The sequence below is a fragment of the Symplocastrum torsivum genome (assembly GCF_059505465.1).
Genome location: NZ_JCACKQ010000045.1, coordinates 221,405 through 235,791, shown reverse-complemented (window position 1 = coordinate 235,791; position 14,387 = coordinate 221,405). Strand labels below are relative to the sequence as shown.

At 45.7% G+C, this 14,387-nt stretch carries 14 protein-coding genes and 1 pseudogene; 9 read left to right on the top strand and 6 right to left on the bottom strand.

Annotation, left to right across the window (positions count from 1 at the left end; translation table 11 throughout):
* Positions 1 to 75 precede the first annotated feature (75 nt).
* The 3 genes from AC5JL3_RS14760 to AC5JL3_RS14750 all read right to left on the bottom strand — a co-directional run bounded on the left by AC5JL3_RS14760 (position 76) and on the right by AC5JL3_RS14750 (position 1,393).
* Complete coding sequence (locus AC5JL3_RS14760; protein ID WP_496075188.1) at positions 76 to 765, bottom strand: HNH endonuclease; 690 nt, start codon at positions 763 to 765, stop codon at positions 76 to 78.
* A gap of 91 nt (positions 766 to 856) precedes the next feature.
* Positions 857 to 1,240 carry a hypothetical protein gene (locus AC5JL3_RS14755; RefSeq protein ID WP_496075187.1) on the bottom strand — a complete coding sequence of 128 codons (384 nt, stop codon included), beginning with the start codon at positions 1,238 to 1,240 and terminating at the stop codon, positions 857 to 859.
* Positions 1,241 to 1,243: 3 nt separating this feature from the next.
* Positions 1,244 to 1,393 carry a hypothetical protein gene (locus tag AC5JL3_RS14750; protein WP_496075186.1) on the bottom strand — a complete coding sequence of 50 codons (150 nt, stop codon included), beginning with the start codon at positions 1,391 to 1,393 and terminating at the stop codon, positions 1,244 to 1,246.
* A gap of 44 nt (positions 1,394 to 1,437) precedes the next feature.
* Here AC5JL3_RS14750 and AC5JL3_RS14745 point away from each other — a divergent pair, with 44 nt between their 5' ends.
* Positions 1,438 to 1,719, top strand: a complete 282-nt coding sequence (locus tag AC5JL3_RS14745) for a type II toxin-antitoxin system Phd/YefM family antitoxin (RefSeq protein WP_496075185.1) — start codon at positions 1,438 to 1,440, stop codon at positions 1,717 to 1,719.
* A gap of 473 nt (positions 1,720 to 2,192) precedes the next feature.
* Positions 2,193 to 3,632, top strand: coding sequence for a uracil-xanthine permease family protein (locus AC5JL3_RS14740; protein WP_496075184.1), 1,440 nt, complete (start codon positions 2,193 to 2,195; stop codon positions 3,630 to 3,632).
* Between the two features lie 132 nt (positions 3,633 to 3,764).
* Here the strand turns inward: AC5JL3_RS14740 and AC5JL3_RS14735 are convergent, their stop codons facing one another.
* The gene (locus AC5JL3_RS14735) at positions 3,765 to 4,052 is read right to left on the bottom strand and encodes a hypothetical protein (RefSeq protein WP_496075183.1); all 288 of its coding nucleotides are present in this window, start codon (positions 4,050 to 4,052) and stop codon (positions 3,765 to 3,767) included.
* A gap of 235 nt (positions 4,053 to 4,287) precedes the next feature.
* Between AC5JL3_RS14735 and hpxO the strand changes: the two genes are divergently transcribed.
* From hpxO to AC5JL3_RS14710, 5 genes and pseudogenes are all read left to right on the top strand, one after another.
* Complete coding sequence (gene hpxO / locus AC5JL3_RS14730) at positions 4,288 to 5,451, top strand: FAD-dependent urate hydroxylase HpxO (RefSeq protein WP_496075182.1); 1,164 nt, start codon at positions 4,288 to 4,290, stop codon at positions 5,449 to 5,451.
* A 36-nt stretch (positions 5,452 to 5,487) separates the two neighbouring features.
* The gene (gene uraH, locus AC5JL3_RS14725) at positions 5,488 to 5,847 is read left to right on the top strand and encodes a hydroxyisourate hydrolase (RefSeq protein ID WP_496075181.1); all 360 of its coding nucleotides are present in this window, start codon (positions 5,488 to 5,490) and stop codon (positions 5,845 to 5,847) included.
* 381 nt (positions 5,848 to 6,228) lie between these two features.
* Positions 6,229 to 6,516, top strand: a pseudogene (locus tag AC5JL3_RS14720) (iron uptake porin); the annotation flags it as partial.
* An 81-nt stretch (positions 6,517 to 6,597) separates the two neighbouring features.
* Complete coding sequence (gene uraD, locus AC5JL3_RS14715; protein ID WP_496075180.1) at positions 6,598 to 7,095, top strand: 2-oxo-4-hydroxy-4-carboxy-5-ureidoimidazoline decarboxylase; 498 nt, start codon at positions 6,598 to 6,600, stop codon at positions 7,093 to 7,095.
* A gap of 70 nt (positions 7,096 to 7,165) precedes the next feature.
* Positions 7,166 to 8,410 (top strand): Zn-dependent hydrolase, encoded by a 1,245-nt coding sequence (locus AC5JL3_RS14710; RefSeq protein ID WP_496075179.1) that lies wholly within the window; start codon positions 7,166 to 7,168, stop codon positions 8,408 to 8,410.
* 172 nt (positions 8,411 to 8,582) lie between these two features.
* On the opposite strand, the gene AC5JL3_RS14705 is transcribed toward AC5JL3_RS14710, so the two are convergent.
* Entirely contained in the window at positions 8,583 to 9,710 is a 1,128-nt protein-coding gene (locus tag AC5JL3_RS14705) for a site-2 protease family protein (protein ID WP_192217194.1), read from the bottom strand.
* Positions 9,711 to 9,960: 250 nt separating this feature from the next.
* Between AC5JL3_RS14705 and AC5JL3_RS14700 the strand changes: the two genes are divergently transcribed.
* Positions 9,961 to 10,455, top strand: coding sequence for a 2TM domain-containing protein (locus AC5JL3_RS14700; protein ID WP_496075178.1), 495 nt, complete (start codon positions 9,961 to 9,963; stop codon positions 10,453 to 10,455).
* Between the two features lie 32 nt (positions 10,456 to 10,487).
* Here AC5JL3_RS14700 and AC5JL3_RS14695 read toward each other — a convergent pair whose 3' ends face one another.
* Positions 10,488 to 12,446, bottom strand: a complete 1,959-nt coding sequence (locus tag AC5JL3_RS14695; RefSeq protein WP_496075177.1) for a CHASE2 domain-containing protein — start codon at positions 12,444 to 12,446, stop codon at positions 10,488 to 10,490.
* A gap of 463 nt (positions 12,447 to 12,909) precedes the next feature.
* Here AC5JL3_RS14695 and AC5JL3_RS14690 point away from each other — a divergent pair, with 463 nt between their 5' ends.
* Positions 12,910 to 14,379 (top strand): folate/biopterin family MFS transporter, encoded by a 1,470-nt coding sequence (locus AC5JL3_RS14690; protein ID WP_496075176.1) that lies wholly within the window; start codon positions 12,910 to 12,912, stop codon positions 14,377 to 14,379.
* The last annotated feature ends 8 nt before the right edge of the window (positions 14,380 to 14,387 follow it).

Sequence of the window (14,387 nt, the reverse complement as noted above, 5' to 3'; positions counted from 1 at the left end):
GGTGCGATCGCAATCAGCGGTAGCTTTACATTCTTCCGCACCAACCACTACACACTATAGCCTTAAAAACTATGATTATTTGAGCGGTTGTAACAGGCTCCATAGCCAAGACATATCGCCCTTACCTACATTACATTCTCTACATAACACTTGATAATCATCAATATTGCTACTAGCTTTCCAATCTTTTTCCCATGCGACTGGAATCTTGTGGTCAACTTCTACCTCAACAGATGGAGCGCTTCGTCTACACATTTGACAAGTAGATTTATCTCGTAATAATACCTGATATCGAAGTTGGGGGCTTATTTCTCGTCGATGGTTTAATGATTTATTGGCTAGGCTCTTAAAATGCTTGTTTAGTTGTTTTCGTTTTCTTAATCTCGTGATAATAATCTCAGCCTTATCTCCATGTATTTCTCTAAGTTCTCTGGCTAGTTCTTCTGAGAATAGATCTCTGTGAACCCTATAACGACGTTTAAATTCACTGAAAAGTGTAGTATTTAGCTCTCTTATCTTAACTTTGTCAATGTAAATTAAAAAAAAATGTAATTGAGTGGTATTTTGAGGAGCGTTACAGTATAAAAATCCTATTTCTGGCGAAACCCATATCTCAGCGTTTTTAGGAGTAGAAGAATATTCTTTAATCAATCTATTCATAACTTCTTTCATCAGCTCAATATAATCAAGAAAAGTGTCACTATCCCACACAAATTTGTGCTGAGCTTTCCAAAACCAAATATCTGATGGAATATCGTTAATCATAGAAATTTGTTTGTTGCTAATCTAATGCATTTATTTATCATATTATTCCTAATCTCTTCGTTCTGGTTTATTCCAGGCAGCGTCCTGCTCATCAAGTGATTGGATTAAAGTTACCCTCTTGCAAAACACCAATCTTGGGTAACTCCTTCCACTCCGGTTCAATCGGTGAGTAGCGGCAATAGCACACAACGATCTCATCATACTCAGCCGAATCAACGGACTTGAACCGCTCAACCCGACTCACTTCCCAGTCAGACCAACGAACATGAGTACTAGCATCTGGAAAGTTTGGATCGACGGACTCTTCAAAGCGGGCAAACTCACGCGGACGATAGCCTGGTTCTGGCAATACCTTGTCAGAACAATCCAAATATTCAGCCAGCATCCGGGTTAAGTGTCCAGCAGGTTGCAACTTGCGTTCCTTCCACTCCTTCGATGAAGCGGATTCAGTTTTGAAGACAATCCATCTTTTCACAAGTTATTCCTCCCTCTCATGTTTGGGTTCGTAGGGACTAGGCGGGAACTCGGTTTCGCCGTCAAAAACACAATCAACCTCAAGCATTGAATATGCGGTTGGTACGACTAAAGAGCGATCGCCTTTGTAAAGCAAGAAGTGCTGTCCTGCCATTCCAACAAGTTAACCTTGAGAACAGAGCAATCAGGAAGTTAGCAATGTCACGAGCAATTGACGCAACAGAAGTCGGTAACCACATTAGTGAATTGATCCAGCAGGTTGTTGAACAGCAGCAGCCTCTCATTATCGAATCTGAGGGGAAGCCTCAGGTGGTTATGCTTTCCATCGCTGAATACGAGCGTTTGCTCTCAGCTAACACAGTAGAAGTAGGGCAAACACCCTTAGGTAGGAAACTCTCTCGAATTCGTCAGCAAATTGTTGCTACGGGTGAACCCCTTCTAGGTTGGGAAGAAGTCAATCGGGAAGTAGCTGAACGTTGAGGCGAAAACGGCTAGAACATTCCATGAAGCGTACTTTCATTGATACAGGTGTGTTGATTGCAGCAGCCCGTGGGCAAAATGATGTCGGTGAATGCTGAGGAACTGATAACGACTGAGAAACCCAGTAAACCCATGCATCGTGTTACGAAGATCAAGGTTATTTCGATCGCTCTAAACGAGTCTTAAAGCACGATTGCCTTAGGCACGGCCCAAAGGGCATTTGCGTAAACAGAACTGCCACTTTGCCAGATGCGGTTGGTACAACTAAAGAGCGATCGCAAGATGTTGATCAATTTGGCAATTTGTATCCTCAAATACTTTATTTTTCAATCTCAGCGTTCATTGTATACAGCATACAACATCAGCCTGTATACAGCATACATAACTAATGGATTGTAGAACACAATCCAGGTCACTGAGCAACAAGTTTGTGATTCCGAAAGTTAGAAACTTGCACCTTCAAAGGAGGAGATATGGCGCAGTCCAATCATGAATTAGCTGTAGACGAAGCTCCAGATCCGAACAAAGCAAAAGTCTATGTTGAACTCATTTATGGCTTAGATGATAGACCACCAGTAGTTGAAGCCTTTTTTGTCGCACTTCAGCACGTCCTTGCAGCGTTCGTTGGCATCATCACTCCACCGTTAATCATCTGCAATGCGCTGGGGTTAGATCCGGCACAAACCAGCTACATCGTCAGTATGTCGTTGTTCATTTCAGGTGTCTCCACATTCATTCAGTGCAAACGAATTGGTGTGGTTGGCTCTGGGTTGCTGAGTCTGCAAGGAACCAGCTTTTCCTTTTTAGGGCCGATCATCGGAATTGGAACAGCGGCAGTACAAGCTGGAAGTTCTCCCCAAGAAGCCTTAGCCCTAATTTTTGGTGTATGTTTCTTTGGTTCGTTTATTGAAATCATTCTGAGTCGCTTCCTTCACCTTGCACAAAAAATCATCACCCCAGTTGTATCCGGCACGGTGGTAATGGTTATTGGTTTGAGCTTGATTAAAACCGGAATTATCAGCATGGCAGGAGGCGTTGTTGCTCAGCAGAATGGGACGTTTGGGAGTAGTCAAAACCTAGCGTTGGGAGGATTAGTTCTTGCGATCATCATCCTGCTCAACGTCTTGGGAAATCGATACTTGAGAATGGGCGCGATCGCAATTGGTTTATTTGTCGGCTATATCATCTCAATATTTTTGGGACTTGTAGACTTCAGTGTTTTGGGTCGGCTGCCCTTATTTAGTCTGCCTATTCCATTTCGTTATGGGATGAGGTTTGACTTCGCCGCGTTTGTTCCCTTTATCTTGCTTTACCTCATTACCGCCATTGAAACGATTGGTGACTTAACAGCAACTTCTGCTGTCTCAAAACAACCGATTAAAGGAAGCCTCTACTTCCGTCGCATCAAAGGAGGTGTATTGGGGGATGGGATAAACTCGCTCCTCGCTGCCGTGTTCAACACCTTTCCCAACACAACATTCAGCCAGAACAACGGCGTGATTCAAATGACTGGAGTGGGAAGCCGCTATGTTGGCTTCTACGTGGCGGGTATCTTTGCCGTTTTAGGTTTACTACCCATCGTGGGCGGAATTTTTCAAGCCCTTCCTCAACCCGTACTTGGTGGTGCAACCATCATCATGTTCGGTTCCATTGCCGTCGCCGGAATCAATATTATTGCGTCAACAGAAATCGATCGTCGCGCCTTGATTATCGTAGCGGCTTCCCTCGCTTTGGGCTTAGGCGTTGTTTACGTCCCTGAAATTCTGAATGATAAACCAGCACTCATCAAGAACATCTTCTCGTCCGGCATCTCTACGGGTGGACTAACGGCGATTCTTTTAAATGCGTTCCTGCCTAAGCAGATGGATAGTCCTATCGTTGAGCAATCCGCTGAATCGGAACTCGATAGCTGAGTGCAAGAAGGCAGGAGGCAGGAGGCAGGAGGCAGAAGTAATATCGCTTTTATAGTAAACCTTTTAGCCAATGTCCAACTGGATAGTTATTTCCGCCGCGCTGCACCGAGTTTCAATAAATGGCTTGTGACGTTATTGTGTCAGGACATCCCACCAGAGTCTACGCCAACTGTTCGCGGTCGAGGTTGTAACCAGTTCATCAGCATTCAGCGCCCAACACCGTTCTAAATGCTCGACTTGTTGTTCCTCAAGCATCTCTTCCGTGAGTGTGATGAGAACGACTCGCCAGAGATGATTGAGTCCAAATGCAAAGCTTCGTTTGTTAGCTTGAGGATTTGGTGTTGAGTCAGGAATGAGTTCTAAAGCTTTGTAGGTTTGCCAGTGGGATTTTTTAGCCGAGTTGTGATGTTGAAATTTCATTGGTCATTACTTCGTAATCGTGTAGCGAGTTACGTTTCGATTCAGTAGAAACGCTTAGCGATCGCATTTTTCTCTACTACCGTTTCTGCGATCGCTCGGTCAGGAATTAATTCAGTAATAAAAGAATAAGCCGTTGAATTAATTTCTGTACCAATTTATACAGTTTACTGGCATTGAAATTCTAGTTCAAGTAATTGTCAGGGTTTCATCAATAACTAAGGAGGAAGAAACACCCATGGACAACCTAAAAGTCGTGATTATCGGTGCCGGAATGGGCGGTTTAGCGACTGGCATTGCGTTGCGTCAGGCTGGCTACGAGGTGGAAATTTACGACAAGGTTAGTGAATTACGCCCCGCAGGAGCCGGAATTTCTCTTTGGTCAAATGGGGTGAAGGTTCTCAACAGGCTGGGCTTGGGTAAGGAAATTGCCAGTATTGGTGGCAAAATGGAGCGTATTGCGTACTACAGCAATACTGGGGAAAAACTGACTGATTTTAGTCTTTCACCTTTAGTTGAGCAGGTAGGGCAGCGCCCGTATCCGGTTTCTCGAACTGATTTGCAGCAAATGTTGCTGGATGCATTTGGGACAGAGAATGTTCAACTCAACTCAAAATGTGTGGCCGTGGAACAAGATGCAAATAGCGTCACAGCGATTTTTGAAGACGGACACAAAGCAACAGGTGATGTTCTAATTGGGGCAGATGGCACTCACTCAACGGTGCGTCGTTATCTGCTGGGATATGCTTCCGAACGCCGCTATGTTGGCTATGTCAACTGGAATGGTCTAGTTCCCATCAGCGACGATCTCGCTCCAAAAGATAGCTGGGTGATTTATGTCGGCGAACACAAGCGTGCCTCAATGATGCCAGTAGGAGGCGATCGCTTTTATTTCTTTTTTGATGTTCCCCTACCCAAAGGCACTGTCAGTGAACCCGAACAGCGTCGGGAAGAACTCGCTGGATTCTTCAAAGGTTGGGCTGAACCCGTCCAAACTCTAATCCAGCGCCTCGATCCGTTAAAAACTAATCGTGTGGAAATTCACGACATTGAACCCTTGGAGAAATTGGCTCAGGGTCGAGTTGCTCTGTTAGGAGATGCCGGACACAGCACCGCGCCAGATTTAGGACAAGGTGGTTGTCAGGCGATGGAAGATGCATTGGTCTTGGCTAACTGTCTGCTAACTACGAATCTCAGCGTTGAAGATGCGCTCAAGCGTTACGAAGCAGCGCGTAAGGAGCGAACCGCTCAAGTGATTCTCGGCGCACGGAAGCGATCGGATATGACTCACGGCAAAGACCCCGAAAAGACCCAGCAATGGTATAGCGCACTGAAAGATGAAGATGGAAGCGACATTATTGCTGCCATCTCGAAAACGATTCTTGCAGGACCCTTGCATTGATAAAGGCTGAGCCAAGCTAACTGGAGAACTCAAAATATGGGCAAACTCACAACTCATGTCCTTGATACAGTTCACGGTTGTCCGGCAGCTAATTTGGCAATTGAACTGTGGTCTGTGGATTCCAAATCCGGTCAGAAAACCTTGCTAAAAACCACTACAACTAATGCCGATGGGCGTACCGATGCACCCTTACTCATCAATGATGAATTTAATGTGGGGGTTTACGAACTGGTGTTTGTCGTGGGTGAGTATTTTGCTCAGAAGATGCCCAATCTCCCCAATCCGCCATTTCTCGATCGCGTTCCCATTCAGTTTGGTATTGCCGATCCCACTGCTCACTACCATGTACCGCTACTCGCTTCACCGTGGTCGTACAGTACCTATCGCGGCAGTTGATTTCTTCCGATTGCGCCTTATGAGATAGGCGTGATCGATAACTTTTCATCCCGTTCTTTTTGTCGATTAAGTGTGAGGAAATTTGTGGTGCAATTTAACCTGTGGAAACCTTTGTTAGCCGTCTTAATTATCGGGGGTCTTGGGATTACCCAACGTGCAACAGCCGAACCCGCACAGATAGAGGAATTAGATACGGTTACTAAAGAGCGATCGCCAATTCATATCGAGGTTGTCCAGGATTCAGAAACTTCCTTAGAGCCAGAAACAGGCGTTGACAGCAGTTTTCAGGTAATTAGATCCGAATATGAGAACCTAACCCCCAGCCCCTTCCCTCGTAGGGAAGGGGAGAAATCAAAGCCTCTCTCCTTGCAGGAGAGAGGTTTGGAGAGAGGTCTGCGTGTGGTCGATTCATTTGAAACTCGCTATGAGCCTATCTCACAACCAGATGAGTCCTCTCTAGTTGTTGAACCAGTCATGGGACAAGTGACCTCTGTTTCTCAACTTGCAGATGTGCAACCGAGTGATTGGGCGTACCAGGCACTACTATCTCTTGTCGAACAGTATGGTTGTATTGCTGGCTACCCTGACCAAACGTATCGTGGTAATCGAAGCTTAAGCCGCTATGAGTTTGCGGTTGGTCTAAATGCCTGCTTAGCTCGCATTAAGGAAAAAGATTAACTGGTCATGTTTCAGTAATTGACTTTGTCCTAATTGCCTTGGCGACTGCTAGAACTATTCCTTTATTAATGAATGTCCTACACGATTACTGAACTCAACCAGATGAATGAAGAGGCTTTTGTTGAAGCATTAGGAGCAGTGTTTGAGCATACGCCTTCGATCGCACAACAAGCCTGGACTCAACGCCCTTTCTTTGATGTCAATACTCTGCATCAAAAGATGGTGGAGGTGGTGCAAGGGATGAGTCAATCGGAGCAACTAGCGTTAATTCGTGCCCATCCGGATTTAGGGAGTAAGGCAAAAATGGCAGAAGCTTCGGTGAAAGAGCAGGCGGGTATTGGATTGAATCAGTTAACGCCTGAAGAATACGATCGCGTTCTATTGCTCAATCAAGCCTACAAAGACAAGTTTGGCTTTCCGTTCATCATTGCTGTGAAGAACCACACGAAAGCAACGCTTATAGAAGCGTTTGAGTGCAGATTGAAAAATCCAGTAGATGTTGAAATGGAACTTGCCCTCACCGAGATTGCCCAAATTGCTAAGTTCCGTCTGCTGGAATTAGTAGAGTGAGTAACATCCGAACACAATGCCAGCTTCTCGATCCAGCCAGATGATAAATAGAAATATCAGGAGTTCATCTATGGAAGTGCTTCCCTTACTGAGTATAAATGGCGATCGCCTTAACCGTAGCCTTGCCCAACTCGCAGAAATTGGCAAATTACCCCATGGGGGTGTGAGTCGAGTTGCCTTCACCACTGAAGATTTACTCGCTCGTCAGCTTGTTCAGTCCTGGATGATTGAAGCAGGCATGACGGTTCGCACGGATGCCGCTGGTAATATTATCGGCAAGTATGCCGGACGGCGCGAAGGTAGGGCGGCACTGGCAACTGGCTCACATATTGATACCGTTCCAGTGGCAGGGCGCTATGATGGCTGTTTGGGAGTATTGGCAGGGATTGAGGTGGTGCGGGTGTTGCATGACAATCACCTGCGACTAGATCACCCAATTGAGGTTATCGTTTTCACTGATGAAGAGTGTACTGTACTTGGCTGTAAAGCGATGGCGGGTGAGGTTGTCAATGACCCAGGATACTACCGTCGCAATGATGGTACGCCGATTCAGACTTGTCTGGAAAAGATTGGTGGCGATTGGTCAAAGATTGCAACTGCCAAACGCGATCGCACTGAGATTGCTGCCTTTGTCGAGTTGCACGTTGAGCAAGGGGGTGTCTTAGAAACTACAGAGGCTCAGATTGGTGTTGTCAAAGGCATTGTCGGACAGTATCGTTTCGCTGTAACTGTAACAGGGCGACCCAACCACGCGGGAACCACGCCAATGAATATGCGAAAAGATGCGCTCGTTGCTGCCTCTCAAGTGGTGTTGGCTGTCAATAAATTGGGTGTTGAAACGCCAGGGGAACAAGTTGCAACCGTAGGTTATTTTAATGTGTCACCCAATGCAGTGAACATTGTACCTGGACAAGTCGATCTAAAAATTGACCTGCGCGACCTTTCCCAAGAGCATTTGGAGGATTTGATTCGCCAGATGGAGCAGGAGTTTAATGCGATCGCAACTGCTACCCAAACCGAAATTGTCATGCACCAAGTGTTGCATGTGCTGCCGACGCTATCAGCGCCCAAAATCATAGATACCATTGTTCAAGTTTGTGAAGAATTGGGCTTGAGCTATTGCCATCTGCCGAGTCGTGCAGGACACGATGCTCAAGAAATAGGACGCTTCACTGACATGGGAATGATCTTTGTTCCCAGTCGTGCTGGAATTAGCCATGCTGAAGATGAGTACACCTCACCTGAGCAATGTATTCAAGGATCGAATATGCTGCTGCAAACTTTTCTGAAACTGGATCGACTGTATCCCGTCTAAACAGATAGCAGAAGGCAGAAGGGAAACATTGACGGGTCAAGGTTTCAGTATTTAGCGCAAGTTTTAATGAAATTGATATAACGGACAACTTAGGCACAAAAAATTTCCCTGGACATTTGCAAAGATGTTTTGTCCAAGGAAAGCTAGTTAAAGGTTACTCAAAGATTGCTCATCAAGCAGGTTTAGCTTGCGATCTTTGTTGCTCAATGAGGCGGATGATCGAAGCTTTTTCCAGCATTCCTACAAGCACACCGTTGTCGCGAACTACAGGCACTTCATTGAGTTTGGCTTTTTCCAAAAGCACGATCGCGTCTAAGAGTGACTGGTCAGATTGAACGGTTGTAGACAGATCTACAGGCTGCATCAATTCTCTGACTGGAGTAATCGGCCAGTTGGAGGTAGGAACTGTTTTCAAGTCATCAACAGCGATCGCACCTAGGAGTTGACCTTGTTCGTCGGTGACTAAGAACCTGCGCCACTCCGCCTTACCAATGATGTAGTTGTTGGCAAACTCTCTTAATGACAAGTCAGCAGATACAATCGGGCTGTTGGGAGCCACAGCATCTTCAGCTTTCAGACCTGTTAGCTTTTCTTGAATAGAAGCAGATTGAGCAGATCGACCCGCATTTTGTAGCAAGAACCAACCAATCAACAGTGTCCAGAAGCTACCGAAAGTGCTGATACCCAAAATCGCTTGTAGTCCAATCGCGATTCCAATCCACCCCAAAACCTGACCAACGCGGCTGGCAAAGACTACACCTTTGTAAGGATTACCTGTAATCTTCCAAACCAGCGATTTGAGGATGTTACCGCCATCTAGGGGTAAGCCCGGAATCAGGTTGAATAGTGCCAGAACTAAGTTGATGTAAGCAACCAGTTGTACCATTGCTGCCAATGGTCCTGAGAGATTTGCCCCCATACTGATGGCTGTTAAGAGACCAAACAAGACGATGCTAACGGCTGGGCCGGCGATCGCAACCCAGAATGCTTCACCAGGCGTTTTTGACTCGTTATCGAGGTTTGCCATTCCACCGAAGAGAAACAGTGTAATCGATTTAACCTCAATTCCTTGTCGGATCGCGACAAAGCTATGTCCCAGTTCATGTGCCAAAACTGAGGCAAACAACAATAAAGCAGCAACAAATCCCAGAAGCAAAGGTAGTCCAGCGCCTAATCCTGGGAAGAGAGATGCCAATTCACCTCCGTAGCTGAATGCCACCAAGCCTAGGACTAAAAACCAGGAAGGATGCACATAAAAAGGAATCCCGAATAAATTACCAACACGAATACTGCCATTCATATGGACTACCTCTCCTTATATCTGAGACGTTTTATTTCTTTCATCTCTTATTTCCATCGTAACGAAATGTAAAAGATGCTCTCATCTATCATCTGTCGTAAAATCCGTCCGCTGCGGTTCGGTTTTGGGAATTCCAATTACCTGTGGTATCCCTGCTAGCATCGGCATAATTAAGATAAGCTCTGCTTTTTGTGCCTTAGCCGCATTAGATCTCTAGAGCGAAATGTCTTCTCCTATTGATAACTAAATTATGTCTGTTTTTGAAACAAAAATCATACGCTCTTACCAGCAAGAAGATATCCAGCAAATCCTAAACTTGGCGATCGCGCGTCAGGATAATGTCGAAGAATTTTCCCATGAGCAGCTTGTAGAGATTGCTAATGAATTAGGTATTTCTACAGCAACCCTCCTAGAAGCAGAACGGGACTGGCTACTTCAGAAAGGAGAGCAACAGAAGCGTAACGACTTTAATCTTTACCGACAAAGCAAATTAAAAAGACGTTTTGGCAAATATTTAATCATCAATAGCTTTTTGGTGGGGCTGAACTTCCTCAGCAATGGTCAGATTTCTTGGTCTTTATATATTTTATTGTTTTGGAGCCTATCCCTTGGATTAAATACTTGGAACACCTACCAATTACAAGGTGAAGAGTATGAAGAAGCTTTTCAAAAGTGGTATCGTAAATACCAGCTTACAAAATCAATTTCTACTCGCATCAACAACTGGATGAAAGTTTTAAATTGAGGTAGAGACTTACTTTGTTAAAGCTTGTCTGGCTAAAATTTGCTTTCATTCGCGATAACAGGTAACGGTTTATTCCGTTGTGGTTCCAAAACCCGGTAAACATCTACCATTTGTTGTTTGCCCTTGAGAGCTAATAATCCCCATGGTTCAACCTCAAATTGCTCTTGGAGATGAACCAGAGTTTCGTAGCCGATGAGGATGCGGCAGTTGGTAGGTTGGCGATGTTTTTCGCAGCTTTCGAGACGGGCGGCAATATTCACGCTGTCGCCAATTACACCATATTCCAAGCGGTCTTTACCCCCCAAACTGCCAACAACAACGGGGCCTGTGAAAATTCCGATCCGCATCTGAACCACTGGTAAGCCAACACGTTGCCAATTTTGGTTCATTTTCTCAAGGCGATCGCTAATCCCTAAGGCGCAAGCAACTGCCCCTTTGGCGTCTGCTTCAACTTCAGTCTTGAGAAGGCGAGAGGTGGGTACACCAAACACCGCCATGACACCATCACCTGTAAACTTGTTGACGATTCCTTGATGGTTTAATATTTCCTGGGTGATTACCTCTAAGAGTTCGTTGAGCCACTCTAGCAAGGCTTCAGGAGTCATTTGTTCGGAGATAGTGCTGAAGTCTTTGATGTCAGCAAAGAGCATTGTTGCTGTGAGGCGGATTCCCGGAAGCTTACCCGATTTGAGTAGGCGATCGCGTCCTTGCCAAAGGGCTTGAGCAATTTCCGGTGAGGTGTTCTGCCCCAACAACTTCATCACAATTTGTTGTTTTTGTTGTGCCTGATATGACCGGAAGCTGACAACTGTACCCACTGTCAAGACAAATCCTAAGGCAGGGGCGGCGAGTGGTATCCATCCAGCACTAGTAAACGAATAGAAGCCACTGCCAAATAACGTACCTAAACATAGAACAAAGCCAATACTCAGCGTCAGGGGATGACTCGCTATCCGGCCTAATATCCCACCAGTGGCAATCCAGCCGATAATCCATAAGACTTCCTGTGATTCCGACCACGACCAAAATAGCGATCGCTTACCTGTGGCTGCATCGAGGAATTGGCTCACCATCTGAGCGTGAATCAACACCCCTGGCATCTTGTAGCTTTCTTTGAGGCTAGGGCTGTAAGGAGTGATGAACATATCCTTCAGGCTGGGTGCTGTGGAGCCAATAATCACTATTTTGTCTTTCACCCAACTGGGATCGACCTTCCCGGACAATACATCGCTCAATGAGACTTCCCGCACCGCATTTTTAGCGGAACGGTAATTGAGCAAAACTTGGTAGCCCTCTGCTTCTATTGATTGATATCCACCAAAATCTTGCTTGATGGGTACAAAGACTGATAGCCCTAATTGGAGGTGTTCAGAATTGCTCTTGCTACCTTGAGGTTGTATACCTTGCTGTTGCAAGTAGGCAAGCGCAAGACGCAGGGAAAAGGAATAAAGAGTACCACCGTCACTTCCAGCAAACAAAATATTGCGGCGAACAGCATTATCTGGATCAATCGCTAGGTCATTGAAACCAACTCGCTCAGGAGAAACAACCTTCGGTGCTGGTGTTCCTGCCAGGGTATCGATGTTTTGGATGGCAATTAAGTTCGGTTGCTTGAGTTGGGTAACTAGTTCTTGATGTCCCGGTTCTATTGGAATATTGCGGTACAGATCTAAACCAATGACTTCTGGTTGCGAGGCCTGTAACTTCCTCAACAGCTTCGCTAAAACTTCGTCAGAGATCGGCCAAGCGTTTTGACGCTGGATATCATCTTCTGTGATTTCAACGACCAGGATTCGAGGGTCTGGTGCTGTTTCCGGAGACCGTAAGCGCACGAGTTGGTCAAAAGCGACGAGTTCTAAATGCTGAAGTCCACCGAGATGCCTTACTCCCAAAAGACCTGCCGTTACAGTGATTGTTGCGGCTGCAACGACTCGCATACTAGTCAGGTCAGGTAAGTAGATACCAATCTTTCGAGCGATGCTGAAGATCATAAATGTTTTAATGTCTCACTAACCTGATTGACAGCACTGAAGCAAAAACAAGTTTTGAGCGGGCTGGAAAAAGATGGCTCTCTACAAAAGTTTTGGGCAAGTCTAATGACAGCAGATAACCCTAATGTTGTTTCTTCACTATTCGCAACTGTGACAACGCTATCAGGTCAAATGCTTGAGGGCTGATGCTAGGGGTTAATCTACCCAGTTGCTCACTCAACAAAAAAGATGTTGGCAAAATTACATACCACATTATTACATCTGAGGTATGGGGGGCAATAACCAGGCAGTGCAGATCGCTCTAAATACTTCTGCTAGTTACTGGGTTACTATTCCTTAACATTCGTAACGCTCATAGCTCTTGTTGTAGCCTTTCTCTACCAACCTCTGACTTTCTAGCGATTACAACCTCCATAAGGCTGCGTGTATGATTATGAATGGCGACAATTCTTAAAAAAACTACATGATTGTTTCCCCCTCCGGATTGGAGAAAATTAAAGAATCATTTAAAGAGAAAGTATTCTTTGGTAACGAACCAACGACTGAGTTAGTTGCTATCTTAATCGTCTATTTTGTCCAAGGAATCCTTGGCTTAGCACGTCTAGCGGTTAGCTTTTTCCTTAAAGATGAACTTTCCCTCAGTCCAGCCCAAGTCGCTGCCCTAATGGGTATTGCGGCTTTACCGTGGGTGATTAAGCCAGTCTTTGGCTTTCTCTCAGATGGACTGCCCATATTCGGTTACAGACGACGCCCTTACCTCGTTTTATCTGGACTATTGGGGACAGCCGCTTGGCTGAGTCTAGCGACTGTCGTTGATACCGCTTGGGCGGCAACCGGGGCAATTCTCCTGAGTTCTTTGTCTGTTGCCATTAGTGATGTGATTGTAGACTCACTGGTTGTGGAACGAGCGCGGGAAGAATCACTCAGCGACTCTGGTTCTTTGCAATCACTGACTTGGGGTGCTTCAGCCGTTGGCGGCTTAATCACTGCTTACTTGAGTGGTTTACTACTACAACACTTCAGTACTCAAACGGTCTTCGCTATCACCGCAACGTTCCCTCTCTTGGTTTCAGCCGTTGCCTGGTTTATTGCCGAAGAACCCATAAACTCACGCCCCCATGCCTCCACTGTTTGGAACCAAATCCAACAATTACGTGGTGCAATTACCCAAAAAGCAATTTGGTTGCCTACCGCCTTCATCTTCATCTGGCAAGCGACACCATCGGCGGATTCAGCATTTTTCTATTTCACAACCAATGAGTTGGGCTTTGAACCGGAATTTTTAGGACGTGTGCGCTTGGTAACCAGCCTTGCGTCCCTATGTGGCATTTGGTTATTTCAGCGCTTTCTAAAGAACATTCCTTTCCGCCTTCTCATGGGTTGGACTACGGTAATCTCCTCGCTGTTAGGAATGACGGCTCTAATCCTTGTTACCCACACAAATCGGTCTTTGGGCATAGACGACCACTGGTTCAGTTTGGGAGATAGCCTCATCCTCACCGTGATGGGACAAATTGCCTTTATGCCAGTTCTGATACTTTCAGCACGATTGTGTCCTGCGGGGGTAGAAGCGACCTTGTTTGCCCTGTTGATGTCAGTCTGGAACCTTTCAGGGCTTTTATCTCACGAACTGGGAGCCTTACTAACCCACTGGCTGGGTATTACAGAAACAAACTTTGACAAGCTTTGGCTGTTAGTGGTAATTACAAACGCTTCAAGTTTATTACCATTACCATTTTTGGGCTGGCTACCTGCTGCTGACCCACAAATTGAAATTGAATCTGTAGACCCTCGACGGGCAATGCCCCAAGTTGAAGTTTTTGAACATCATGCCCTAGGCTCCCAGGCAGAACAACCCTTCCTGCCTGACTTGGTGCCAGATTTCATGAGGACTCCCGTAGCCTCACAGCCCCTAGAAGAACCTGTTGAATAATTAAGCAC

What these genes read in the sequence shown, in the direction of transcription:
- AC5JL3_RS14760 (WP_496075188.1), bottom strand. Translation starts at nt 765, where the DNA reads ATGATTAACGATATTCCATCAGATATTTGGTTTTGGAAAGCTCAGCAC.
- AC5JL3_RS14750 (WP_496075186.1), bottom strand. Translation starts at nt 1,393, where the DNA reads ATGGCAGGACAGCACTTCTTGCTTTACAAAGGCGATCGCTCTTTAGTC.
- AC5JL3_RS14745 (WP_496075185.1), top strand. Translation starts at nt 1,438, where the DNA reads ATGTCACGAGCAATTGACGCAACAGAAGTCGGTAACCACATTAGTGAA.
- AC5JL3_RS14740 (WP_496075184.1), top strand. Translation starts at nt 2,193, where the DNA reads ATGGCGCAGTCCAATCATGAATTAGCTGTAGACGAAGCTCCAGATCCG.
- AC5JL3_RS14735 (WP_496075183.1), bottom strand. Translation starts at nt 4,052, where the DNA reads ATGAAATTTCAACATCACAACTCGGCTAAAAAATCCCACTGGCAAACC.
- hpxO (WP_496075182.1), top strand. Translation starts at nt 4,288, where the DNA reads ATGGACAACCTAAAAGTCGTGATTATCGGTGCCGGAATGGGCGGTTTA.
- uraH (WP_496075181.1), top strand. Translation starts at nt 5,488, where the DNA reads ATGGGCAAACTCACAACTCATGTCCTTGATACAGTTCACGGTTGTCCG.
- uraD (WP_496075180.1), top strand. Translation starts at nt 6,598, where the DNA reads ATGTCCTACACGATTACTGAACTCAACCAGATGAATGAAGAGGCTTTT.
- AC5JL3_RS14710 (WP_496075179.1), top strand. Translation starts at nt 7,166, where the DNA reads ATGGAAGTGCTTCCCTTACTGAGTATAAATGGCGATCGCCTTAACCGT.
- AC5JL3_RS14705 (WP_192217194.1), bottom strand. Translation starts at nt 9,710, where the DNA reads ATGAATGGCAGTATTCGTGTTGGTAATTTATTCGGGATTCCTTTTTAT.
- AC5JL3_RS14700 (WP_496075178.1), top strand. Translation starts at nt 9,961, where the DNA reads ATGTCTGTTTTTGAAACAAAAATCATACGCTCTTACCAGCAAGAAGAT.
- AC5JL3_RS14695 (WP_496075177.1), bottom strand. Translation starts at nt 12,446, where the DNA reads ATGATCTTCAGCATCGCTCGAAAGATTGGTATCTACTTACCTGACCTG.
- AC5JL3_RS14690 (WP_496075176.1), top strand. Translation starts at nt 12,910, where the DNA reads ATGATTGTTTCCCCCTCCGGATTGGAGAAAATTAAAGAATCATTTAAA.